Origin of the sequence: Bifidobacterium asteroides (genome assembly GCF_030758775.1) — a bacterium.
In the GTDB taxonomy this organism is placed as follows: domain Bacteria; phylum Actinomycetota; class Actinomycetes; order Actinomycetales; family Bifidobacteriaceae; genus Bombiscardovia; species Bombiscardovia kimbladii.
Genome location: NZ_CP132384.1, coordinates 1,819,828 through 1,842,799, shown reverse-complemented (window position 1 = coordinate 1,842,799; position 22,972 = coordinate 1,819,828). Strand labels below are relative to the sequence as shown.

Sequence of the window (22,972 nt, the reverse complement as noted above, 5' to 3'; positions counted from 1 at the left end):
GATAAGCATGAATGAGGCAACGAAGAGACAAGAGGGCTCATCCTTCAGGCCCACCGGGTCGCCGGATCTGATTGGGCGCGAATCTGGAACGGACCTGCCTGAGCCGGTCGATCAGCTGCGCGAACTCCTGGCCCAGGAGATCGGTGGGCGTCCCTTCACCGAGCTCAGCGGGGTCACCTTCCACCACCGCGGGGCTGAACTGGCCGGGCATGTTCTTTTGGATACTTTGGAAGATGCGGGCTATTCAGTCGATGATTTCGATGCAGTCGGAGCCCTGACCGCCGCTGCCGTGCCGCTGGCCGATGCCATGCTCCATGCCGCAGCCTCACGCGGTCAGGATCTGGACGCTTTCGTCATGGACTTCGTCTACCCCTCCATCAAGGGCCCATCCATCGAGGGCAGGCGGGTCATCCTGCTGGATGCCTGGCTGGGCAGGAAATCCTACGTGCAGACTTCATCCCTGGTCACCCTGGACAAGAACAACGAGCTCAATCTTGACTGCGGGATCATCCAGCGGCAGGGTGCAAAGACATTGGCCATCGCATCTCTGGTGGGTGGCCGGACCGATGGCAGCATTCAGGTGGTCGATCCGGTGGACGGATCCCGGCAACGGCTGCCTTTCATTTGCGCCTACCAGGAGGATCAGTTCGTCGGCGCGGCTGACGATTCCCTGGAGCGATCATGAGGGAGCCTGATCCAGTGACCAGAGCGGCCATGGCCTCAGATGAGCCGGTCTTCCGCCAGGTGGGGGTCGGCCCCTGGCAGGAAGAGCATCCTGAGCAGCCCCTGCCGACGGACCCGCGCTATGACTGCGAACTGCTGGATCAAGGGGATCGCCGCAATGTCCTGGACAGATACCGCTACTGGAAGGTAGAGGCCATCCGGGACGACTTGGATCGCCGGGGCCGTCATGATTTCGAAGTAGCTGTGGAGAACTGGACCCACGACTTCAATATCGGCTCCATGGTCCGAACCGCCAACGCCTTCGCCGCCCGCCGCGTCCATATAGTCGGTCCTCACAAATGGAACCGCAAGGGCTCGTTGATGACCGAGCTCTACCAGCATGTGGTCCACGACCCCGACATAGCAACCATGACGGCCACCCTGCGAGAAGAGGCGGCCGGGCAGGGGGAGTCCACCCCCCGCATGATCGCCATCGACAACGTCCCCGGGGCCGTCCCCATGGAGACCTATCGCTTTCCCCGTCGCTGTCTGCTCATGTTCGGCGCCGAGGGGCCGGGGCTGTCCGAGAAGGCCTTGGAGCTGGCGGACGATGTGGTTTACATCTCCCAGTTCGGATCGGTGCGCTCCATCAACGCCGGGGCTGCGGCTGCCGTAGCTATGCACTCATGGATCTGCCAGCATGCCGGGGTGGCGGGTTCATGATTGTCGTCGACTCGCTGACCAAGCGCTACGGCTCCCACAAGGCACTGAACCGTGTCTCTTTCACGGCCAGGGACGGTCGGGTGACTGGGCTTGTGGGGCCTAAAGGCGCTGGCAAGTCGACCACCCTGCGCATCGCTCTGGGGCTGGTTCGCCCTGATGCAGGCAGGGCCCTGTTCGATGGCCAGCCCTTCGTCCGGCTTTCATCGCCCATGCGGACAGCGGGAGCGGTACTGAATCCACGCAACGCCCATCCTGCCTGCAAGGCCAGGGATCACCTGCTGGCCTTGGCTGCGGTCAATGGCATTGATCATCGTCGGGTGGACCAAGTGCTTGAGATGGTCGGTCTGCAATCGGTCGCCGACAGGCCGACGGGATCCCTTTCTCTGGGGATGAGTCAGCGGTTGGCCCTGGCCGCTGCCCTGCTGGGTGAGCCGCACAACCTGGTTCTGGATGATCCCCTTGACGGTCTGGATCCGGAGGGAGCCGACCGGGTGAGAGATATCTGCCGCAGCCTCGCCTTACAGGGCAAGGCAGTCCTCCTAAGCTCCCGTAAGATTGACGAGGTGGCTCAAATCGCTGACGATCTGGTCATCATCGCCAAGGGACGGATCTTAGAGAGAACGACCGTGGCCCGATTCATCGGTGAGCACTCCCGTGACTCCATTTATGCGGTGACGCCGCAGCCTGACCGATTAAAGGCCGCCCTGGCCACGGCTGCCGGAATCAGCATCACCCGTCTGCCCCCAGACAAGAACTGTCCTCCGGATGCCGTCCGCTTCCGCATCCAGGGTGCGCCTCTGGCTTCCACAGCCTCGATTCTGGCCCAGGAGGGTGTGGTGCTCTACGAGTTTCAGCAGGAGGAGGTTTCCCTGGAGCAGGCCTACAAGGACGTCATCCACGGCAGAAAGGATGCGCGGCAGAGTGATCCGGAGGCACGGCCATGAGTGCCGACAACGGTCGCCGAGCCCGTCGGAGCCGGCGAGAGGTACCCGCAGGAACTGATTACGCAACTCCACGGCATGGTTCCGACTTCACTCGGCTGCGTCGAACCTCGGGGCTGCCCTTCCTGGATTCGCGTCGTCCATCCGGTCAGTTGACCCTTTCCGGGGCGGTCCGAGGGGAGCTGCGCAAGATGTTCTCCCTGCGATCGACTTGGGTCCTGCCGTTGATCATCACGTTGCTGCAGCCGTTGAGCACCGGCCTGATGGCTCGTGCGACCAGGGTCTTGGCTGGCCTGGACCGGCAGATCGATGACTTCCCAGCCCATCTTTTGTCTGCTTCCAATGACGTTTTCTGGCTGGCCGTTGTTTCCGGCCTGTTTCCGGCCATGATCATGGCGGGCATTCTGGGGGTTCTGGTCCTTACGCGCGAGTTTTCCGGCGACACCATTGAGAGCACGCTGACGGCCAACCCTCGTCGAGGCATGGTCCTGATGGCCAAGGGTCTTGCCTTGGCATTGCTGACTTGGCTGGCGGCACAGGTGGGCCTGCTGTTTGGCTGGATCCTGGCAACCCTGCTTCTGCCAGGCAAATCCGGCGCCTTGCCCGCCTGCAAGCCTGGGCTTGCGCTGATTGATCTGCTGGGTGGTCCGCTCATGCTGGTCCTCTTTGCCTTGATAGGCCTGGGTCTGGGAGCCTTGAGTCGATCCAAGGCCGGCGGGATCGGCTTGTTCTTGGGGCTGACTGTGGTCCTGCCGCTGATTCTGTGCCTTCTGCGGGGTTTAATCCCTCATGCCGGCCGGCTGCAGACCCTCTTCAGGCTGACCCCCGCCAGTCTGCTGGGCACCTTCCTCTCAGGTCTGGGCTGGGCGCCAGAAGCAGGCATCGGATGGTGGCCGACCTGGTGGCAGGCGGGCCTGATCATGATGGTCTGGACAGCCCTGTGCTGTGCTCTGGGAACCCTGGTCTTCCGGCGCGCAGACATCGTTTGACCCTGTCTTCTGCGTGTCATAGAGCACCCATATGATAAGTGGTATGCCAACTTTTACACGTGAAGAGATCAAGCACTTGGGCGATCTGGCCCGAATCGCCTTGACCGATCAGGAGGCCGACCGCCTCAAGGGCGAGCTCAATGTGATCGCCGATTCCATTACCAAGGTCCAGGAGGTGGCCGGCGATGATGTGCCCCCCACTGCCAATCCCATTCCTCTGGAAGCCTACCTGCGCCCCGATGAGGCTGAAGAGCCGTTGACCCAGGAGGCTGCCCTTTCGGGGGCCCCGGTCACCGAGTCGGGCATGTTTGTGGCCCCGCGCATTCTGGGTGAGGAGTGAGACGATGAGCGCACAGGAAGATTTGGTCAAGCAATCCGCCTCCGACATGGCCGCACAGCTGCGGTCTGGGCAGGTCTCCAGCCGTGAACTGGTCCAGGCTCATCTGGATGTGATCGAGGCTGCCGAGCCCAGCATTGATGCATTTCTGCAGGTCAGCGCCGATCGGGCCCTGGAGCAGGCCGATGCCTTTGACCAGCGTCTGGCTCGTGAAGGCACCGAGGGGTTGCCGGAGTTGGCTGGCGTTCCCATTGCCATCAAGGACATGATCGTCACCGAGGGCATCCCCACTACGGCCGCCTCCAGGATCCTTGAGGGGTGGGTGCCGCCTTACGATGCCACCGTCATCAAGAAGCTCAAGGCCGCGGGGATGCCCATTCTGGGCAAGACCAACCTGGATGAGTTCGCCCAGGGTTCCTCCACTGAGCACTCAGCATTCAAGACCACGCACAACCCCTGGGACACCGAGCGGGTCCCGGGCGGTTCAGGCGGCGGCTCTGCCTCGGCTGTCGGCGCTTTCGAGGCTCCGCTGGCCCTGGGCACCGACACCGGTGGATCCATTCGCCAGCCCGGATCCCTGACCGGCACCGTGGGTGTCAAACCCACCTACGGCGGCGTCTCCAGGTTCGGGGCCATCGCCATGGCCTCCTCTCTGGATCAGATTGGCCCGGTTTCCCGGTCAGTGCTGGACGCAGCCCTGCTGCAGGAGGTCATCGGTGGCTATGACCGCCGAGACTCCACCTCCATTCCCAAGCCGGTTCCCCCTCTGGCACAGGCTGCTCGTCAGGGTCAGAAGCGCGATCTGAAGGGCCTCAAGGTGGGTCTGGTCAAGGAGCTGGGCGGCGAGGGCTATCAGCCCGGCGTCGAGGCTCGCTTCAACGAGGCCGTTTCGCTGCTGGAATCCATGGGCGCCGAGGTGGTCCAGGTCTCTTGCCCGCACTTCCCCTACGCGCTGGCCGCCTACTACATCATTATGCCTTCCGAGGTCTCCTCCAACCTGGCCCGTTACGACGGCATGCGCTACGGCCTGCGGGTCATGCCCCCCGAGGGCGTCCCCCAGACGGCTGCCAACATGATGGCTGCCACCCGTGAAGCCGGGTTCGGCGACGAGGTCAAGCGCAGGATCATCCTGGGCATCTACGCCCTGTCTGCTGGCTACTATGACGCTTGGTACGGCTCGGCCCAGAAGGTCCGCACCCTGGTCATCCGCGACTTTGAGAAGGCCTTCGAGCAGGCCGATGTCCTGGTCTCGCCCACGTCGCCGACCACGGCCTTCCGCTTTGGCGAGAAGATGGACGACCCGTTGGCCATGTACCTGAACGACGTGGCCACCATTCCGGCCAATCTGGCTGGCACTCCAGCCATGTCGATTCCCGCCGGGCTCAGCGACGACGGGCTGCCTGTAGGCTTCCAGTTCTTCGCCCCCCAGATGCGCGACGAGGTCATGTACCGGCCTGCCGCCGCTCTTGAGGCGGCCCTGGAGGAGCAGTGGGGCGGACCCATCTCCAAGAAGCTGTCCACCCCCTGGCTGGATGGCCTGGCTCAGGATTCGACCAAGTAGGCATCGGAAGGAAACGGAATCATAATGGCTGAAAAACTGATGAAGTACGCCGATGCCGTGGCCAAGTACGACCCGGTGTTCGGCCTGGAGGTCCATGTCGAGCTCTGCACCAACACCAAGCTCTTCTGCCCGGCTCATATTGAGTTCGGCGGCGAGCCCAACACCCAGCTGACCCCGGTCTCCCTAGGCCTGCCTGGCAGCCTGCCGGTGGTCAACAAGACCGCCATCGACTATGCGGTCAAGCTGGGCCTGGCTCTGCACTGCAAGGTCAACGAGTGGAGCCAGTTCGCCAGGAAGAACTACTTCTACCCGGACATGCCCCGCGACTATCAGATCTCCCAGTATGACAAGCCCCTGAATGGCGAGGGTTATCTGGACGTGGAGCTGGACGACGGCAGCATTTTCCGTGTGCCCATCGAGCGGGCCCATGTGGAGGACGACGCCGGCAAGAATACCCACGTAGGCGGGGCAGACGGCCGCATCGAAGGCGCCGACCACTCCCTGGTGGACTACAACCGTGCCGGTGTCCCCCTGGTCGAGATCGTGACCAAGCCCATCGAGGGCGCCGGGGCACGTACCCCCGAGGTGGCCGGGGCCTACGTGAGGGCCATCAGAGACATTGTCCGGGCCCTGGGCATCTCCCACGCCCGGATGGAGCAGGGCAACATGCGCGCTGATGTCAACGTTTCCCTGCACGCCGGGCCGGACGCCCCTCTGGGAACCCGGTCGGAGACCAAGAATGTCAACACCTTCAAGGGCATCGAGAAGACGCTGACCTACGAGATCCGCCGTCAGGCCGCCCTGCTGGAGTCCGGCGGGGAGGTGCTGCAGGAGACCCGCCACTGGGATGAGTCCACGCAGACCACTGCCGGCGGCCGGGTCAAGACCGATGCCAACGATTACCGGTACTTCCCCGACCCTGACCTGGTCATGGTTCATGTGACCAAGGATCATATTGAAGAGCTCAAGGCCCAGATGCCTGAGATGCCGCGCGAACGCCGCGCCCGTCTCAAGAAGGAGTGGGACTTCACCGACCGGCAAATGCAGGATGCGGTCAACGCCGATGCCGTGGATCTGATCGAGGATACGGTCAAGGCCGGCGCCACGGCTGCCGGAGCCCGCAAATGGTGGCTGGGCGAGATTTCGCGCGAAGCCAACGCCCGTGGGGTCAGTCTGCAGGAGCTGCCCATCTCGGCTCAGGATGTCGCTGAGGTGGAGCAGCTGATTGCTGACGGCAAGCTCAATGACAAGCTGGCCAAGCAGACCGTCTCCGGCGTGTTGGCAGGCGAGGGCAAGCCGGCCGAGGTCGTCAAGAAGCACGGTTACCAGGTGGTTTCGGATGACGGGGCTTTGGATGCAGCCGTCGATCAGGCCCTCAAGGACAATCCGGACATCGTGGCCAAGCTCAAGGGCGGCAATATGAAGCCCATGGGCGCTATTATCGGAGCGGTCATGCGGGCTACCAAAGGTCAGGCCGATGCCAAGGCAGTCAGCAAGATCGTCATGGAGCGCATCGCTAAGTCCTGATCAGGCCCGGTCCGCCGGCCTGATTCCATCGGGCTCAGACCGGCGGACCTGCCCGGCTTCTCATGGTTTTCCCAGGGGCGAGGGATTACAATTGATTGCCATCGCAAGGTGGCGATCATGGAGGTGACGTGATGTCTATGAGCGGCAGGGGCAATGACCGACCGCAAACGCAAGCTGAGAGACCTGACGATGTGGCGAGCCGACAGCTGCCCGACCGAATCGAGATCCCCTATATCCGGGGCGAGATGTTGCACCTGCGTCCGGCGGTCATCGCCGATCTGACGGCAATGGATCAGCTGGAGGCCTTCTACAATTCCACTGGCATCACCGGTAAGGGACCGAACGCCGAGCGAGCCGTCGTCAACGCCTGGGTGCGTAGGTCGGTGGCCTGGTCCAAGGGTCTGGCTGCCCGTGATTCCGGTGTGGGCGACCCCGAGTCCCGCCGCACCTTGGCCTGGGCCATGGTCACTGACGCGGACACCGACCAGGATGGCTCGCCCGATGCCGATGCCACCAAGGGAGTCATCGGCATGATCTTCCTGATCGACGTGGACGGCTGGTCGCGCTCAGCCAGGATCCAGGTGGTCCTGGGCAGGCACTTCCGCGGGCGCGGCTACTCCCGGGATGCCATGCCCAGAATCATGACCTACGGGTACGCTGCCGCTCCTACGGGTCTGGGCCTGCACCGGATCTGGGTGGCTGTGCCAGAGAAAAACACACGCTCCATCTCCGTCTACCAGTCCCTGGGATTCATGATCTCGGGCACCTCCCGTGATGCGCTCTGGGACGCCGAGAACGGCAAGTACCAGGATCAGATCGTCATGGACGCCTTGGTTGACGAGTATGATCCCATTCGTTCTCTGAATGCTTTCGGCATGCATGTCATCCGTGAAAATCCTGGTGTGGCCGAAGCCCTTGTTGCACACGGATACGCAGCGGATGAGGATGGCGGCATAAGCGAAGCCAAGTTTAAAGAGTCCACCTCGGCATCTCAGGATTCGCGGACATCAAGCGAACAGATCAGTCTGGCCCCGAAGAGTGGTTTGCATTCAGGAAAATCTGCTGATGGCCATGCAGGACCTGATGGCAGGAATGATGAGAAGGCGGGTCCTGGTCAGACGGACGCTGAGGATGCGGGGGAGGAGTCCGGTTCCAAAGAGTCTGTTGCCGGGCAGTCTGGCGAGGAGCATACGGCATCGGATTGGGCCTATGGGTCGTCTGAGGCCAAGAGATCCAAACGCGCCTGGTGGCGTACGCTTGGCCATGGCCGTGATCGCGCGAATGGAGGTAGTCGATGAGTGCTGAGGATCTCGACAACTACGAGACCAACGCCGAACTGGCCTTGTACCGCGAGTACCGGGACGTGATCAAGCTGTTCACCTACGTAGTCGAGACTGAGAGGCGGTTCTACCTGGCCAACAAGGTGGACTTCAACGTCCGATCCGCGGGGCAGGACGTCTACTTCGATGTCCGGCTGACCGATGCCTGGGTCTGGGATGTCTACCGGTCCAGCCGGTTCGTCAAGAACGTCCGGATCGTCACCTTCAAGGATGTCAATGTGGAGGAAGTGCAGAAGACAGACATCGATATCCCTGATTCACTGGGTTAAGCGTCGCGTAAGGGCGAGCATCATCACGTTTGTTCCACGCAATGGCGGGAATTCGTGAGGGAAGTCCTTCAGCAGCTTCTGACTGGGGACGATCCGGATACAGTGGTGATGATTTTATATGGTTTTCAGGAGGTTGGCATGGAGCGCAAGCAGTCCGTGATCGTCATCGGCGGAGGGCCCGCCGGCTTGACAGCGGCATGGGAACTGGTCAAGGACGGCGGTGACGAGCGCTATGACGTCACTGTGCTGGAGGCCACTAACGCCTTTGGCGGCATCTCACGCACGGTTCGGCACAACGGCAACCGCATGGATATCGGCGGCCACCGGTTCTTCTCCAAGGATGACCGGATCATGGACTGGTGGAAGGAGGTCCTGCCCCTGCAGGGCGCGCCCTCCTATGACGATAAAAAACTGGGCCGCCACCACGATCTGGAGCCCGGCGGCCCCGACCCGGAGAAGACGGACCGGGTCATGCTCAAGCGTCATCGCGTCTCCAGGATTTACTGGAACCACCACTTCTTCGACTATCCCATCTCCTTGACGCCCAACACACTCAAGGCCATGGGCTTCAAGCTGACCATGCAGGCCGGGTTCAGCTATCTGAAGTCCGTCGTCCACAAGCTGCCTGAGGACAACCTGGAGAACTTCTATATCAACCGCTTCGGTCGCAAGCTCTATTCCATGTTCTTCGAGGGCTACACCGAAAAGCTTTGGGGCCGCCACCCCCGTGAGATCAGCGCCGACTGGGGCGCCCAGCGGGTCAAGGGGCTCAGCATCATGGGCGTGCTCAAGAACGCCTTCCAAAAGCTGCTGCCCAAGAAGCGCGACGCCCATCAGGTCGAGACAAGCCTGATCGAGGAGTTCTGGTACCCCAAGCTGGGTCCAGGCCAGCTTTGGGAGACCGTGGAGCGTCGCAATGTCGAGCACGGGGTCCACGTGATCACCGATGCGCGTGTGATCGGACTGACCCAGAGCGAAGGCCACATGACCGGAGTGATCTATCGCAACGCTGATGGCAAGGAAGTGACTCTGCAAGCTGACCAGATCATCTCCTCCATGCCCATCAAGGACCTGGTCGAGGCCATCGCCCACGAGGAGCCCTCCACCGACAAGGAAATGGTCAGGGTGGCTCAGGGCCTGCCCTACCGCGACTTCGTGACCGTTGGCCTTTTGGTCCGCCACCTGCGCATCCGCAACACCACCTCCATCAAGACCTTGGGCGATCCGCCCATCGTCCCCGACTGCTGGATCTATGTGCAGGACCCTGGCTACAAAATGGGCCGCATCCAGATCTTCAACAACTGGAGTCCCTACATGGTCAAGAATGTGGACGGCACTGTCTGGATCGGTCTGGAGTACTTCTGCAAGGAGGGCGACGACTTCTGGAGCATGAGCGATCAGGAGACCACTGATTTCGCCATCAAGGAGCTGACCCGGATGGGCATCATCAACGGTCCTGCCGACGTGCTGGACTCGCACCGGGAGCGGGTGGTCAAAGCTTATCCGGCCTACTTCGACACCTATGCCCAGATGCCGGAGCTGGTCAAATGGCTGGATTCCTTCGGCAACCTCTACTGCGTGGGCCGCAACGGTCAGCACCACTACAACAACCAGGATCACTCCATGGCCACATCCATGGAAGCTGTGGCCAACATCAAATCGGGGCGTACTGACAAGACCAACGTCTGGAATGTCAACACCGAGAAGTCCTACCACGAGGAGAAGTAGGCAAACCTCAGCCTTCGTTTTCTTCCAAGCCTCCGACTGCAGTGTCGGGGGCTTGGTCATTTTATGACAGGGCGATGGCTGGGGGCTTCAGTGGCAGGCCGAGAAGCTGCGAGAAGAAGGCTACGCTCTCGCGGACACGTTGGCGGACCACCTCTCTGATCTGCGGGTGTCCGGCGGGTCCTCTGCCGTTGCTGACGATGGACGAGAGCCCGTCGGCCATCAGCCAGGCTACAGTGCGGGTGCTGGCTGTTTGGATCAGCTGGGTCTGCGGCAGGTCGCCCCGATCCAGCCAGCGGTCCAGAGCCTTGGTCAAAGGGTCGATGATCTGCCTGACGAAGCCCTCCATCACGTTGCTGTTGGTGCTCAGGTAGCTGTACCAGTTGGCCTTGTCCGCGAAGATGACGTCCATCTTCCAGATGGCCCGTATCAGATGCGGGCAGATGTCGTCCAGCGCCTCTTGGACGCTCAGGTCAGAATCCTGCAGAATGTCAACCACATGGTCCACGTAGGAGGCCAGATAGGTGCGCACGCAGGCATCTATCAGGTCGTCCTTGGATTTGAAATAGTAATAGAAAACGCTCATGCCCACGCCCTTGCCGTGGTTCATGGCGTGGATTACGTCGCGCAGGGAGGTGTTTGCAGCACCTTTCCGGTCAAAGACCCGCATGGCGGTGGTTACGAATTCGCTCCGCCGTTGTTCACGCAGAGATGATCGGTCATTCATATGCCCAGTCTAGAGGCTTATCCATAAATTTTGGACACGCAGGCTGTTCCTTGCACCGGTCGGGCACTCGTTGTAGGCTTATGGAAGTTCGATAAGCCGAGTCGGCATCGAATTTTCATGAGCGGTACCCCCGCACTATTCTCAAGCTATTTGCCTAGCCGAATTAGGCATAGCGAAGGAAAGGCATTACAACAGTGGCAACAAGCCAAGATATTCATTCCATGAAGCTGCCCGAACTCAAGGAATTGGCCAGGCAGCTGGGGTTGCGCGGTATTTCCGGCATGCGCAAGCCGGTCCTGATCGAGACGATCGAGGCGGCACGCTCGGGCGGCAAGGCCCCTGAGGGAGTAACCGTTGGCAAGCCCAAGGCTGCGGCCGCCGTGGCCAAGGGAGGCCAGGCCGCCGATCAGCAGCAGCCGACAAACCAGGAGGCGAAGTCCTCCGCGGAAGGCGGACAGGAGTCCACGGAGACCAAGGAATCCAAGGATGATCGTCCTGTCGGAGACCTCTTCGATGTTTTGGGCATTGACGATCATAAGAGCGGCCATAGCGAGCACCGGAACCGCTTCCCCCATACCGTGGCCGACGAGGAGAACGTGGTCATATCCCGGCGGCGTCACCGCAACACGGATTCATCCCGGGGCTCCCATACCAACCGTGGCCGGAACGAGCGTGAGCATGGCGAGGAGCGCGAAGGCTCCGGCTCCGGTTCAGTGCGAAATTTGGACGACATTCTGGCAGCACTGCCCTCACGTAATGACCGTCCTCGTCGGCGCAGCTACGAGGATCGCGGCGATGAAGGGCGTGACTACCGGCACAACGGCTATGATCGTCGAAACCGGGGCGATCGCAATGACCGCAACGATCGACGCAATCGCAACAACCACCGCAGCAGCAACCGGGATCGTGACTATGAGCCCAGGGAGAACTTCAAGCCCGAGGATCTGGTCCCCGTGGCAGGCATTGTGGATGTGCTGGACTCTTACGCCTTCGTGCGCACCTCCGGTTACCTGCCTGGTCCCAACGACGTTTACATCTCCATGGGTCAGGTCAAGAAGTACGGCTTGCGCAAGGGCGATGCCGTGCACGGATCCATCCGTCCTCCTCGCGAGGGCGAGCATCGCAATCAGCGCCAGAAATTCGTTCCTCTGCAGGCCATCGACACCATTAACGGCATGAGCGTGGAGGATGCAGCAGGACGCCCTCACTTCAACAAGCTGACCCCCCTCTACCCGCAGGAGCGTATGCGGATGGAGACCCAGCCCAAGAACATCACCGGTCGCCTGATCGACATCGTCGCCCCCATCGGCAAGGGCCAGCGCGGTCTGATCGTTTCGCCGCCCAAGGCCGGCAAGACCCTGACCCTGCAGTCCATCGCCAACTCCATCACCGCCAACAACCCCGAGGTTCATCTGATGGTGGTCCTGGTGGATGAACGGCCCGAGGAGGTCACCGACATGGAGCGCACGGTTCAGGGCGAGGTCATCTCCTCCACCTTCGACCGCCCAGCCAGCGATCACACCACCGTGGCCGAGCTGGCCATCGAACGGGCCAAGCGCCTGGTGGAGCTGGGGCAGGATGTGGTGGTCCTGCTGGACTCCATGACCCGTCTGGCCCGCGCCTACAACATCTCGGCTCCCGCCTCCGGCCGCATCCTCTCCGGCGGCGTGGACGCTCAGGCCCTCTACCCGCCCAAGCGCTTCTTCGGCGCCGCCCGCAACATCGAGAACGGCGGCTCCCTGACCATCATCTCATCGGCCTTGGTGGAAACCGGGTCCAAGATGGACGAGGTCATCTTCGAGGAGTTCAAGGGCACCGGCAACATGGAGCTGAGGCTGACCAGGGACCTGGCCGACAAGCGTATGTTCCCCGCCATCGACATCAACGCTTCCGGCACCCGGCGCGAGGAGCTGATCACCGCGCCCGAAGAGTTGGCTGTGGTCTACCGGCTGCGTCGCCTCCTGGGCGGCATGGAGACCGAGCAGGCCTACCAGACTCTGGTACCCAGGCTGAAGAAGACGGCCACCAACCGGGACTTCCTGTCGGCTATCAACCAGTCCATGCTGGCTCAGAAGTGACTCGGGCCTGACGCCTGACATGTTTATTGGGCCCTATCCGCGATTCAGTTCGTGGATAGGGCCCAATGCATAAGCAGTGGCGAAACAAGACAGTTGTTTAGGGCGATGATCTACTCGAAGCCTGTCAGCCCAGGTTTTTTCATAGTGTCGTCCCTGCCCCTGTCATGCTGCCATTTTGTTCTCCCGCCGATGGAATCTGGCAGCCATGGCGGCTCCCATGCCCAGCAGGCCAGCTATGATCAGCAGAATCACGCCAGTGCTGCCGGTCAGGGGCAGGACAGCCAACTGGTCGTAGGTGTAGGGCAGGGTCTGATCCTTTTGATCCACGCCTACCAGGCTCCATTGAATGACGGTATCCACCTGCCCGGGCCTGTAACGAGGAGTGATTGCCAACCAGGTGCCGTTCTGGTACTGCGGGGTTCCCTCTGTAGCCAGTCCGGCGAAGGTGACCGTCTTAACCAGGCTTCTGATCACAACAGCCTGTGGCGTCTTGCTGTTCAGGTCCGGTCCGGACTGGTCGTCGCCCAGCTGGCCGGAATCGTCGGCACCCCATCCGTAGGCCAGGCCGTCGGAGCCTAGGGCCAATGAGCTCGGGTCGCCCGTGCTGACGGCAGTGAAGCTGAAATCTGCAGACACGTCCTCGGGTTTGGCCAAGAATGCGGGATCTGTGCCTTCTGCGGCATTGCTCCAGGTCAGGATCTGTCCATCGGAGCCCAGGGCGGAGGATGCTCCGGTGCCGGCGCTGATCTGTGTAATGGCAAATCCCGTCGGCAGTCCGTCGGGAAGGGTCAATAGGGCAGGGGTTTTCTTGTTCTCGCCCTTGACCTGTCCCCAGGTCCAGATGCGTCCTTGGGAATCCAGGGCCAGAGCCTGGTGGTCTCCGGCGCTGATGGCGCTCATCTCGCCCGTCAATCCCTGAACGGCAGACGGCGTGGGGTTGGCGCCGCCAGCGCTCACTGGCAGGGAGGCGTCGCCCAGCTGGCCGGAATCATTGGTGCCCCAGGCGTAGACTTGTCCATCCACGGTCATGGCTAGTGAATACCGGCTTCCGGCGCTTATTGCCGTTGTAGTAGCCGGGATTCCGGTCACCATGGCAGGGCTGGTTCGCCCGTCTGGCGAGACGGTATCGCCGCCGGCGTTATCCAGGCCCAGCTGACCGTATTGGTTGGCGCCCCAGGACCAGACTCGTCCCTGGGAATCCAGAGCCAAGGCATGTCCGCCGCCGGCGCTGATGGACCGGATCTTGTCAGGCAGACCAGGTACCAGATGGGGCCGGCCCTGGGCATTCAGGGTGGAGTCGCCCAGCTGGCCAATGTCGTTGTTGCCCCAAGCGTAGGCCTTTCCATCGGAACCTAGAGCAAGGCCATAATCCCGGCCCGCGCTGACCTGGGTGAAGACGAAGTTGGCCTCCGCCTTCTCAGGCATGTCCACTCGGACCGGCATGGTGCTGGTGCCGCCCTTGGCGATGTTCGCATTGCCCAGCTGGCCGCTGTTGTTCTTGCCCCAGGCGTAGGCCTTCCCATCGGACCCTAAGGCCAGGGACCAGTGGGAACCGGCACTGACCTGGCTGAAGCGAATGCCCCGCAGGGCTGGCGGCGTCAGGGTGACCTTCGTCCCGCCCATCTCGGTTCCATGGTCCGGGGTCATGCTCCAGTTCTGATTCTCAGGGCTCCAGTGGGCCTTGAGCGTCATGGAGCTGGTGACTGGCTTGGAGAAGTCGTAGGCGGTTTTGCCTAGGAACCAGCCGTCGAAGCGGCAGCCGGCCTTGGTTGGATCAGCGCTGGGGCGGACTGCCCGCTCTCCCGCTTCCAGACTCTGGCTGGGTGGTGCCGGTGAATCGCTCTCCGACTGGAAGGTTACGGTCACCCGGCGCGCCAGGTAGCGGAAGGGCAGGTGGACCTGGGTCTGTTCTTGATCGTTCAAAGTCCACGCCAGGGCCACATCCACCAGCCCTGGTGCGTGCGGCGGGGTGGTAGCCGTCCAGGTCCCGTTCTTTTGCGCCTTCATCCCGGTGGTGATATCCGTTGTGTCGAATTTGAGTCCGGTCAGTTTTGCCGGCCAGGGGAAGGCGACCGCGGAGGGCCGGTTATGGCCGGCATCGCCGCTGGTGCCCTGACCCAGCTGGCCCTCGTCGTCACGTCCCCAGCTGTAGGTCAGGCCGTCGTCGCAGATAGCCAGGTTATACTCCTCGCCAGCGTCGATGCTGATCCAGTGTCGGCCGGCAAGTTTCGGATCCTACAAGCGTTCCGGAGTGGTCTGAGGGCTGTCTGCTGCAGAGGTTTTGCCGTCGCCCATTTGTCCGTAGCTGTTGTCGCCCCAGGCCCAGATATTGCCGTCGGAATCCAGAGCCATGGCGTGGCTAAGATAGAAATTGCCGCCGCTAGTGATGGCAGTGATTCTGGTCCCCTGCGGGAAGCTGACCTGGACCGGGTCTTTGAATATATCGGTCTTGCTGGGGCTTGATCCGTTGCCGATTTGGCCGGCTTTATTCATACCCCAGGTCCAAACCCTTCCCTGGTCATCCAGGGCCAGGGTGTTTGCGAAGCCGTTTGCAATGGCCACCACATGGACCTTGTCAAGGCCGTAAATCTTGATCGGCTTATCGTTACCAACGACCGCGCCGGCGGATGGGTCCAACTGGTGGTCAAGGTTGCTTCCCCATGACCATACCGTGCCAGCGTCGTCCAGAGCCGTGGAGTAGTTCAGTCCGGTCTGTAGGGCGACGATTTTGTGTTTCTTGTCGAATCCCTGGATGAGGCTGGGCTTGTAGTCGCATGTGTCGTCGCAATCGTGGTGGCCGGTCTCTCCTTCGCTGCAGGAGCCCCAGCCATAGACGTTGCCATCTGATCCTAAGGCCAGGGTGTGGTTGTAATTACCGTTGACGGCCTTGTAGGTGAATCCGGCCGGCGCCCCTTCAGGCAGCATCACCTTGACCAGATATTCTGAGTAGTCATGCATACCGCTGTCAGCCACATTGGGGTTGCCCAAGGTCTTCAGATAGTTGTACCCCCAGGACCAGAGGGTGCCATGGTTGTCCAGGGCCATGCTGAAGAACTGACCAGCGTTGACGCTGACGAACCGAAAATCCTTGTCATTGCGGGCCTCTTCGGGCCTAGGCACCCTTATGGGTGTCGACCTGTTGACAATAGTGCCATCGCCCAGCTGACCAGCACGGTTAAAGCCCCAGGCGTAGACGTTGCCATCCGACCCTAAGGCCAGTGAAAGCCGGATGCCTGCACTGACCTGGCTGAAACGGACACCGGAGGGTGGAGGCGGGGTAAGGGTCACTCCGGTGCCTCCTGATTCTGGTCCCTCTTGCGGTTGCATGGTCCAGGTCTGGTCGGCGCGGGCCCACTTGGCTTTCAGGGTTAGGTTCGCATGCACAGGTGCGGAGAAGTCATAGGCTACCTTGCCTGCGAACCATCCTTCGAGAACGAATCCTCGGCGGGTGGGTTCAGGACTGGGGCGCGCAACCTGGGCGCCATCAGCCACAGTCGAAGTTGTCGGAGTTGCAGACTGCATGTTGTAGTCGAAAGTGACTGTGTGGTTAGTGGTATTCGATGGGGAAGAGGCGGTTGAGGTCGGCTCCGAGGAACCTGCTGTGCCGGGCGAAGACGGTGAGGTGGGCGATGTGCTGGCGGCAGGCGCCGATTTTCCTGTTGCCGCCGCACCAGAGCCATTGGACAGGGTGGGCACGCCCGACGGCGACGATGACGGACCGGGGGAAACCGAAGGAATCTGTCCGGGAGTATTGGTTCCAGCACCAATTGCTCCAGTTCCCTGAGTTCCGACTGCGGTCTCATTGGATTCCGGCGCTGCTTGACCGAATTGCAGGCCGAGCATGCTGCAGACAACCAAGACGCAGCAGAGGCTGATGAGCAGTGTGACGCGACGAATACGTACCATCTTCATGTGAAGGCATCCTCCCCCATGCGTCCGGCACTTGTATAGGCAGGTGTAGACGAACGAGACTCTCTCCCCAAGAGTCAATAATCCCATCCACTACAATAACACCAGTGTCACAGTGGTGGCAGGGCTTGTCGTAGTCGCCTATGGCGCTTGATTAGACTGGTATTTTATGAGCGATGCGAAGATGGAAACAGTGATCGATGACCAGGTGCAGAGCGGGGGTCCACAGGCCCAGGCTGCCCGCCAGGTGGAGGAACTGCGTGCCGATGTGGACACCATCGATGCCGCCGTTGTCGCCATGCTGGCCGAACGGTTCAGGGTGACCCACCGCATCGGGCTGCTCAAGGCTCAGGCAGGATTCGCCTCGGCGGATATGCACCGGGAGAGCACACAAATAGCTACCTTGCGAAACAAGGCTGATGATTACGGGCTGGACCCGGATCTGGCTGAGGCCTATCTGCATCTGGTGGCCGATGCCGCCAAGCGCGACCATGAACGGCTGGCCGATCAGGCCAACTCACACTGAGGAAATCCATCGTATGGTCATGGCCGACGGCTCGGATCAATTCCTGTGCCATCGGCCACAAGGTATCAGCGAGTGCTGGTTAGAGTCTGACGAGCCATTTCCAGGTAATGCTGTCTTGCTGCCAGGACAGTCACCGTTATGAAAAGTCCGACAAGCAGCACGATGAGCAGACCCTGGCTACCGGTTAGAGGCAGAATATCCTTGTAGGTAAAGGGCAGATTCTCGGTTTGAGGGTTGCCTTGGCCCACATTCCAGTTGATGTTGACTGTTGTCCGGCCCGCCTTGAAGGCTGGGGTATAGAAGGTCCAGGTATTCCACGATCCCCATGCGTCGGCTGTGCCGCTCCGGGTCAGTTCAAGAACTGCGGCAGTATCCGGATCCGTGCCGACTGTGACCGAGCTGATGGTCAATTGCGGCGGGCAGACCAAGGTGGCTGCCTTGACGGAAGTGCTGTCCAAATTGGTTCCTAGCTGTCTGCTGCTGTTGTCGCCCCAGCCATAGGCCATGTCATTGGAGTCGATGACCAGGACTTGGCGCTCGCCTGCACTGATCTGTATGGTGCTGCCGTTCTTGCTCACCAGAACGGGGGATGTGCTGATGGATCCCGTGATGGAGACATTGCCCAGGGCGTTTTGACCGTTGTTTCCCCAGGTGTATATCTTCCCTTTGTCGTCGATTCCTGCGCAGAACCATCCTCCGGCGCTGATCTCGGTGGGTTTGAATCCATCGCTGCCTCCGTCGGGATCGGCCACCAAGGTTGGTATTGCGGCATCATTGGTGTCTCCGGTGCCCAGTCGTCCGTCGGTATTCGCACCCCAGGCGTACGCTTTGCCGTCTCTGCCAATGGCCAGGGAGTGCGAGCCTCCTGCGCTGACCTGGGTGGCGAAGAATCCTATCGATCCGTCCTCGTATCTCACGGGTGACGACACCGACACAGGAGTGGCCTGTGAGGATTTGGCATTGTTGCCCAGCCTGCCGCTGTCGCCATATCCCCAGGCGTAGGTTTTTCCGCTTATGCCGATGATCAGAGAGTGCTGGTATCCCGCACTGACCTGCCTGACTTGGAACCCAGGACTGGTGGCGCTTGCGTTGACGGCTACAGGAGCAGGGGCGTTCCCGGTCGTGTTACCGTCGCCCACCTGTCCGCCGTTGCTCCTGTCCCCCCAGGCATAGGCCTGATGATCCTTGCCGACGGCCAGGGAATGATAGCCTCCTGCGCTTACCTGGGTATAGGCGAAGTCAGTGCCTGCACCGGAGGGTTTCTTCACTTGGACGGGTGTCGTGTTGGTGCCGCCTGGGGTGCCCTTGCCGAGCTGCCCCCTGCCGTTGTCTCCCCAGGCGTAGGCATTGCCGTCACTGCCGAGGGCCAACGAGAATCCATATCCTGCGCTTACCTGGGTGTAGGCGAAGTCGGTACCTGCACCGGAGGGTTTCTTCACCTGGACGGGTGTCTTGCTACTGTCCTTGCTGCCGTTGCCGAGCTGTCCCGTGCTGTTGTTTCCCCAGGCGTAGGCATTGCCGTCACTGCCGACAGCCAGGGTATGGTTTTTGCCTGTACTGACCTGGGCGAAGCGGATGCCGCGCTGCGAGGGCGGAGTGATGGTGACCTGGTATCCGCCAGTGGACGGACTGACGGTTGGGTCGACGGTCATTTGAGTCGAAAGCGTCCAGTGCGCGACCAGGGTCAACGGGTCCGTGACTGGCTTGCCGAAGTCGTAGGCCACATTGGAACTGCCGTCATCCGCTTTGACGAACCACCCGTCAAAGAGGAAGCCCGTTTTGGCCAGGGTCTGTCGGGGTACCAATTCGCCTTCCTCGATGTCTTTGCTTGTCCATGCAGCTCCAGTACCTCCCTCGGGGTCAAGCGTTATGCGTTTCTTGGTCCGATCGAAGGTGTAGTCGAACTGCTGTGTCTGCCTTGAGTCCCCGGCATCGCCGGCAATGTTCCATGTGATGGTGAAACTGGACGGGCCGTACGGGTACGCGGGCGTCACGAAGGTCCAATCCCGGTTTTCATCCCAGGTGTCTTTGCTTGTCTGGGTCAGGTTCGTGGCTGGCTTGGTGCTGCTGGCCATGGTGCCGAAGGTCACCTTGGTCAGGGTGATCTGTGGTGGCTGTGTGGTGCCGGGCCTTGATGCCGATATGCTCTGCCCCAGCTGGTTGTAGTAGTTGTATCCCCAGGTGTAGAGCAATCCGTCAGACCCGATGGCCGTCTGGTGATGGCCGGAGGTGGCTACCGCGCAGGCCTTCACCGATTGGGCCAGAGTGATGGCTTTCGGATTGGTCTGCCATGCATCACTATTGCCGTTGCCTAGCTGGCCGTAACCCTGATTGCCCCAGGTGTAGAGCTTTCCGTTGTCGTCTATGGCTTCGGATCCATCGTCGCCCGCGCTGATGGCGGTGATGTTGACAGCGTCGTCTCCGAAGCTGATCTTAGTGGATCCTTTCGTGCTGACATTGGTATCAGTCGAGGAGCCGACGGCGGTGCTGGAACCCCATCCATAGACGTTATGATCCGTATCGAGCGCCAGCACATGCTGATAGCCCGCGCTGATGGCGATATAGAACCGCGTATCAGGCTGTCCGGTGTTCAGGTCTTGGACGCGTGCCGGTGTCGGATTGTCATTAAGGGTGCCGTTGCCGAGCTGTGCCTTGTCGTTGTGGCCCCAGGCCCAGGCGTGGCCTTGACTGTCCAGGGCAGTACCTGTAGTGAACCCTGCGCTGATGGCGGTGATCCCGGACAGCGTCGTGACCTTGGCAGGGGAGGAATGGCTGCTGTTGTCTGAGCCGCCGTTGCCTAGCTGACCGTACTGGTTGTTGCCCCAGGTGTAGACCGTGCCGTCCGATGCCAGGGCCATGGCGTATGACCGTCCGGCGCTGATGGCGGTGATTTTGGCATTGCCTGTCTGTGCCTTTACTGGTTCGGCTGAGTAGCCTCCTGTGGTGCCGTTGCCGAGCTGGCCTTTGTCGTTGTTGCCCCAGGTGTAGACGGTGCCGTCCGATGCCAGGGCCATGGAATAGGTGTCGCCGGCGCTGACGGCTATGAAGATCTTTCCTTTTATGGCGTCATTTTCAGTAATCCGTACTGGTGTAGTCGCCGTGCCTGAGTCTTTGCTGTTGCCCAGTCCGCCGCTGGCCTGATTTCCCCAAGCGTAGACGTATCCGTCCGAACCCACAGCCAGGGTGTGGTAGCGCCCGGCGCTGGCCTGGGTGAACCTTACTGCTCTGGGTTTGGGAGGAGTCAGAGTAATCGTGGAGCCCCCGGTGTCATCGCCATGGAGGGTATCCGAGGTCTTCCATTTCATGTCTGACGAAGACCAATGCGCTTTCAGATTCAGCGGCCCGGTGACAGGACTGCTGAAGTCGTAGGCCACATTGGAGCTGCCGTCTGCCTCCTTGATGAACCAGCCGTCGAAGAGGAAACCTGCCTTGGTGACGGTGGGGCGCGAAGCCTGCTTGCCTGCGGTGACGAACTGGTCCGAGGCTGATGAGCCTCCGTCCGAATCAAAAGTGATCTTCTGGGCAGTGGGTGTGAATGTATAGTTGCCGATGCTTTGCCCCTGCTGTGCGGCGCCGCCAATGGACCATTGACCGTCGTTGATCCTGATCTTGGTGGTTCCGTAAGTGTGGTGCGGGGTAGTGACCGTCCATGGGGTATTTGAACTCCAGGTGTCGTCGCCTGCTGAAGTTCGGCTAATCGGGCTGTTGCTGTCGGTCTTGGCTACATCCGTCCTGCCGAAGGTCACCTTGGCCAGATCTATCTGGGGTGGGCCGACCGCTGCAGGCTTGGTCTGCGAACCGCTTTGAGGTCCCTTGCTGCCTTGTCCCAGCTTGCCGCTTTTCGCTTCCCCCCAGCTGTAGGGGAGCCCGTCCGATCCGATGGCCAGGCTGTGCCGGCAGACATCGAATGCAGTGACCGTGACGCCTGTCAGGCTCACCTTGGTCATAGTTGATTTGGGGCTTGTGGTTCCGTCGCCCAGCTGGCCGCTGGAATTGCTGCCGAACATATACAGGCTGCCTGCAGAGTCGACCACCGCAGAGGAGTAGTCCCCGGCGCTCACTGAAACAGGCGTCGCCGTTCCCGGGAGCAGGCTTAACAGACTGGGATAGAAGGAGTGAACGCTGTCGGTATTGGCGTCATTGCCCTTGGTCAGGGGATAACCCCAGTAGTACACCTTGCCTGTATTGCTCAGTGCAAGGACGTGCAGGTACCCTGCATCGATGTCGGTGTAGACTGTGCTGTCTGGGTTGCCGGTCGAGTCGCCGTAAATGCGCGATGGAGTGTAGACATTGGAACCACTGCTGGTGCCGTCCATGGTGCCGATGCTGAGCTGGCCGCCCTGGTTGCGTCCCCAGGCGTAGGCATGTCCTTGGCTGTCCAGCGCCGTTTGAAAATCGTATCCGGCACTGATGGTGGTGAAGGTGACGCCGGATGAAGAGACCGCTGCTGGTGAAGCGTTGACGTTGACGCCCGTGTGCCCGTTGCCGAGCTGGCCGTATTGATTGTCTCCCCATGTGTAGATCGTACCGCTCGAGGACAGGGCCATGGCATGCCAGTATCCGGCGCTGATGGCGGTGATGGTGGCGTTGAGATTCGCCTTTACGGGTACTGAAGAATTCGTGGTGGACCCGTTGCCGAGTTCGCCGCGACTGTTGTCGCCCCAGGTGTAGACGGTGCCGTCCGAGGCTAGGGCCATGGAGAATGTGGTTCCCGCGCTGACGGATATGAAGGTCTTTCCCTTGATGGCCTCGTTTTCAGCGATCCGCACTGGCGTGTTTTTGTTGATTGTGGTGCTGTCGCCAAGCTCGCCCTTGCTGTTGTCGCCCCAGGCGTAGACGTGGCCGTCCGAACCTACGGCCAGGGTGTGGTCGTGGCCGGCGCTGACCTGTGCAAATCTCACCCCTCTGGGCTTGGGGGGAGTCAGGGTGATTGCGGAGCCCCCGGTGTCGCCACCGCTGACGTCGGCTGTCGTCCATTGGGCGTCGTTGACCGACGACCAATGGGCCGTCAGCGACTGCGCGCTGGTGACCGGCTTGCCGAAGTCATAGGCCACATCGGAGCCTTTGAGGAACCATCCGTCAAACAGGTAGCCTGATTTGGTGATGGTAGGAGGGGACGCCAGATGACCTGAGGTTACTGTTTGGCTCAGGGCTGGCGAGCCGGATACCAGCGAGCCCCCGTCAGGCTCGAAAGTAAGGGTATATGAGGATGAATCCCTGGTCTGTGGCGACTTGGCTCTCGGTGAGCTGCTCCCCGAGGGTTTGTCCGTCTTTTCCTCGTTGAACGGTTGGATGGACTTGAACGGGGAGGGGCTGTCGCTGGCCAGCGGTGATGGTGATGCGGTCGGAGCAGCGGCCCCGACCTCTGCCTCGCTGCCCGTCCTGAGCAATGGGCTTGCGCTGCTGTCAGGATTGGGCGAGGGCGATTCTGTGGCAGATGCAGGTGTCATGTCGCCGGTGGTTGCGTATGCGCCTGTTGATGCTCCGATCAGCGCCAGCCCAATCATGGCTGTCAACGTCACCAGTCTGCGGATGCCATGAGCATTCCCCATTCGATGCTTCCTCCCCAAGCGTGCCGATTCCCCAGCTCGTGCCCCAAAATCTGCGTCCGTGCACACTAAAATAAAGTCCCTCTATAACTTCTACTGTAGCATTAC

The 22,972-nt window shown here is 61.1% G+C and carries 16 protein-coding genes and 1 pseudogene; 12 read left to right on the top strand and 5 right to left on the bottom strand.

What is annotated here, in order from left to right:
* Positions 1-7: 7 nt before the first annotated feature.
* From RAM15_RS07565 to RAM15_RS07520, 10 genes are all read left to right on the top strand, one after another.
* Complete coding sequence (locus tag RAM15_RS07565; RefSeq protein ID WP_306221387.1) at positions 8-685, top strand: orotate phosphoribosyltransferase; 678 nt, start codon at positions 8-10, stop codon at positions 683-685.
* Complete coding sequence (locus tag RAM15_RS07560; protein ID WP_306221386.1) at positions 682-1,386, top strand: TrmH family RNA methyltransferase; 705 nt, start codon at positions 682-684, stop codon at positions 1,384-1,386. Before RAM15_RS07565 ends, RAM15_RS07560 begins: the two co-directional genes overlap by 4 nt.
* On the top strand, positions 1,350-2,330 hold the full coding sequence (locus RAM15_RS07555; RefSeq protein WP_306221385.1) for an ATP-binding cassette domain-containing protein: 981 nt from the start codon (positions 1,350-1,352) through the stop codon (positions 2,328-2,330). The genes RAM15_RS07560 and RAM15_RS07555 overlap by 37 nt, the downstream gene beginning before the upstream one ends.
* A complete protein-coding gene (locus RAM15_RS07550; RefSeq protein WP_306221384.1) occupies positions 2,327-3,316 on the top strand; it encodes an ABC transporter permease subunit in 990 nt (329 codons plus the stop codon). The genes RAM15_RS07555 and RAM15_RS07550 overlap by 4 nt, the downstream gene beginning before the upstream one ends.
* Positions 3,317-3,359: 43 nt before the next feature.
* The gene (gatC, locus tag RAM15_RS07545; RefSeq protein ID WP_015022515.1) at positions 3,360-3,656 is read left to right on the top strand and encodes an Asp-tRNA(Asn)/Glu-tRNA(Gln) amidotransferase subunit GatC; all 297 of its coding nucleotides are present in this window, start codon (positions 3,360-3,362) and stop codon (positions 3,654-3,656) included.
* Positions 3,657-3,660: 4 nt separating this feature from the next.
* Positions 3,661-5,214, top strand: a complete 1,554-nt coding sequence (gene gatA / locus RAM15_RS07540) for an Asp-tRNA(Asn)/Glu-tRNA(Gln) amidotransferase subunit GatA (RefSeq protein WP_306221383.1) — start codon at positions 3,661-3,663, stop codon at positions 5,212-5,214.
* A gap of 24 nt (positions 5,215-5,238) precedes the next feature.
* Positions 5,239-6,741: an Asp-tRNA(Asn)/Glu-tRNA(Gln) amidotransferase subunit GatB gene (gene gatB / locus RAM15_RS07535; protein WP_024626926.1), complete on the top strand. Its 1,503-nt coding sequence runs from the start codon at positions 5,239-5,241 to the stop codon at positions 6,739-6,741.
* A 131-nt stretch (positions 6,742-6,872) separates the two neighbouring features.
* Complete coding sequence (locus RAM15_RS07530) at positions 6,873-8,039, top strand: GNAT family N-acetyltransferase (protein WP_372338683.1); 1,167 nt, start codon at positions 6,873-6,875, stop codon at positions 8,037-8,039.
* Entirely contained in the window at positions 8,036-8,350 is a 315-nt protein-coding gene (locus RAM15_RS07525) for a DUF2469 domain-containing protein (protein WP_015022511.1), read from the top strand. The genes RAM15_RS07530 and RAM15_RS07525 overlap by 4 nt, the downstream gene beginning before the upstream one ends.
* Positions 8,351-8,488: 138 nt before the next feature.
* Complete coding sequence (locus RAM15_RS07520) at positions 8,489-10,078, top strand: NAD(P)/FAD-dependent oxidoreductase (protein ID WP_306221381.1); 1,590 nt, start codon at positions 8,489-8,491, stop codon at positions 10,076-10,078.
* Between the two features lie 61 nt (positions 10,079-10,139).
* Here RAM15_RS07520 and RAM15_RS07515 read toward each other — a convergent pair whose 3' ends face one another.
* Positions 10,140-10,802, bottom strand: coding sequence for a TetR/AcrR family transcriptional regulator (locus tag RAM15_RS07515; RefSeq protein ID WP_306221380.1), 663 nt, complete (start codon positions 10,800-10,802; stop codon positions 10,140-10,142).
* Positions 10,803-11,023: 221 nt separating this feature from the next.
* Here RAM15_RS07515 and rho point away from each other — a divergent pair, with 221 nt between their 5' ends.
* Positions 11,024-12,880, top strand: coding sequence for a transcription termination factor Rho (rho, locus tag RAM15_RS07510; protein ID WP_372338655.1), 1,857 nt, complete (start codon positions 11,024-11,026; stop codon positions 12,878-12,880).
* Between the two features lie 162 nt (positions 12,881-13,042).
* Here the strand turns inward: rho and RAM15_RS07505 are convergent, their stop codons facing one another.
* The 3 genes and pseudogenes from RAM15_RS07505 to RAM15_RS07500 all read right to left on the bottom strand — a co-directional run bounded on the left by RAM15_RS07505 (position 13,043) and on the right by RAM15_RS07500 (position 16,792).
* Positions 13,043-14,887, bottom strand: coding sequence for an RCC1 domain-containing protein (locus RAM15_RS07505; protein ID WP_306221378.1), 1,845 nt, complete (start codon positions 14,885-14,887; stop codon positions 13,043-13,045).
* A 69-nt stretch (positions 14,888-14,956) separates the two neighbouring features.
* Positions 14,957-15,037 (bottom strand): annotated as a pseudogene (locus RAM15_RS08565) (hypothetical protein); the annotation flags it as partial.
* Between the two features lie 78 nt (positions 15,038-15,115).
* Positions 15,116-16,792: an RCC1 domain-containing protein gene (locus RAM15_RS07500; protein ID WP_306221377.1), complete on the bottom strand. Its 1,677-nt coding sequence runs from the start codon at positions 16,790-16,792 to the stop codon at positions 15,116-15,118.
* A 166-nt stretch (positions 16,793-16,958) separates the two neighbouring features.
* Between RAM15_RS07500 and RAM15_RS07495 the strand changes: the two genes are divergently transcribed.
* Positions 16,959-17,315: a chorismate mutase gene (locus RAM15_RS07495; RefSeq protein ID WP_306221376.1), complete on the top strand. Its 357-nt coding sequence runs from the start codon at positions 16,959-16,961 to the stop codon at positions 17,313-17,315.
* 65 nt (positions 17,316-17,380) lie between these two features.
* On the opposite strand, the gene RAM15_RS07490 is transcribed toward RAM15_RS07495, so the two are convergent.
* Positions 17,381-22,867 carry an RCC1 domain-containing protein gene (locus RAM15_RS07490; RefSeq protein ID WP_306221375.1) on the bottom strand — a complete coding sequence of 1,829 codons (5,487 nt, stop codon included), beginning with the start codon at positions 22,865-22,867 and terminating at the stop codon, positions 17,381-17,383.
* Positions 22,868-22,972 lie beyond the last annotated feature (105 nt).

What these genes read in the sequence shown, in the direction of transcription:
- RAM15_RS07530 (WP_372338683.1), top strand. Translation starts at nt 6,873, where the DNA reads ATGTCTATGAGCGGCAGGGGCAATGACCGACCGCAAACGCAAGCTGAG.
- gatA (WP_306221383.1), top strand. Translation starts at nt 3,661, where the DNA reads ATGAGCGCACAGGAAGATTTGGTCAAGCAATCCGCCTCCGACATGGCC.
- RAM15_RS07490 (WP_306221375.1), bottom strand. Translation starts at nt 22,867, where the DNA reads ATGGGGAATGCTCATGGCATCCGCAGACTGGTGACGTTGACAGCCATG.
- RAM15_RS07500 (WP_306221377.1), bottom strand. Translation starts at nt 16,792, where the DNA reads ATGAAGATGGTACGTATTCGTCGCGTCACACTGCTCATCAGCCTCTGC.
- RAM15_RS07515 (WP_306221380.1), bottom strand. Translation starts at nt 10,802, where the DNA reads ATGAATGACCGATCATCTCTGCGTGAACAACGGCGGAGCGAATTCGTA.
- RAM15_RS07560 (WP_306221386.1), top strand. Translation starts at nt 682, where the DNA reads ATGAGGGAGCCTGATCCAGTGACCAGAGCGGCCATGGCCTCAGATGAG.
- RAM15_RS07525 (WP_015022511.1), top strand. Translation starts at nt 8,036, where the DNA reads ATGAGTGCTGAGGATCTCGACAACTACGAGACCAACGCCGAACTGGCC.
- RAM15_RS07495 (WP_306221376.1), top strand. Translation starts at nt 16,959, where the DNA reads ATGAGCGATGCGAAGATGGAAACAGTGATCGATGACCAGGTGCAGAGC.
- RAM15_RS07505 (WP_306221378.1), bottom strand. Translation starts at nt 14,887, where the DNA reads ATGAAGGCGCAAAAGAACGGGACCTGGACGGCTACCACCCCGCCGCAC.
- gatB (WP_024626926.1), top strand. Translation starts at nt 5,239, where the DNA reads ATGGCTGAAAAACTGATGAAGTACGCCGATGCCGTGGCCAAGTACGAC.
- RAM15_RS07555 (WP_306221385.1), top strand. Translation starts at nt 1,350, where the DNA reads ATGGATCTGCCAGCATGCCGGGGTGGCGGGTTCATGATTGTCGTCGAC.
- RAM15_RS07565 (WP_306221387.1), top strand. Translation starts at nt 8, where the DNA reads ATGAATGAGGCAACGAAGAGACAAGAGGGCTCATCCTTCAGGCCCACC.
- gatC (WP_015022515.1), top strand. Translation starts at nt 3,360, where the DNA reads ATGCCAACTTTTACACGTGAAGAGATCAAGCACTTGGGCGATCTGGCC.
- rho (WP_372338655.1), top strand. Translation starts at nt 11,024, where the DNA reads ATGAAGCTGCCCGAACTCAAGGAATTGGCCAGGCAGCTGGGGTTGCGC.
- RAM15_RS07550 (WP_306221384.1), top strand. Translation starts at nt 2,327, where the DNA reads ATGAGTGCCGACAACGGTCGCCGAGCCCGTCGGAGCCGGCGAGAGGTA.
- RAM15_RS07520 (WP_306221381.1), top strand. Translation starts at nt 8,489, where the DNA reads ATGGAGCGCAAGCAGTCCGTGATCGTCATCGGCGGAGGGCCCGCCGGC.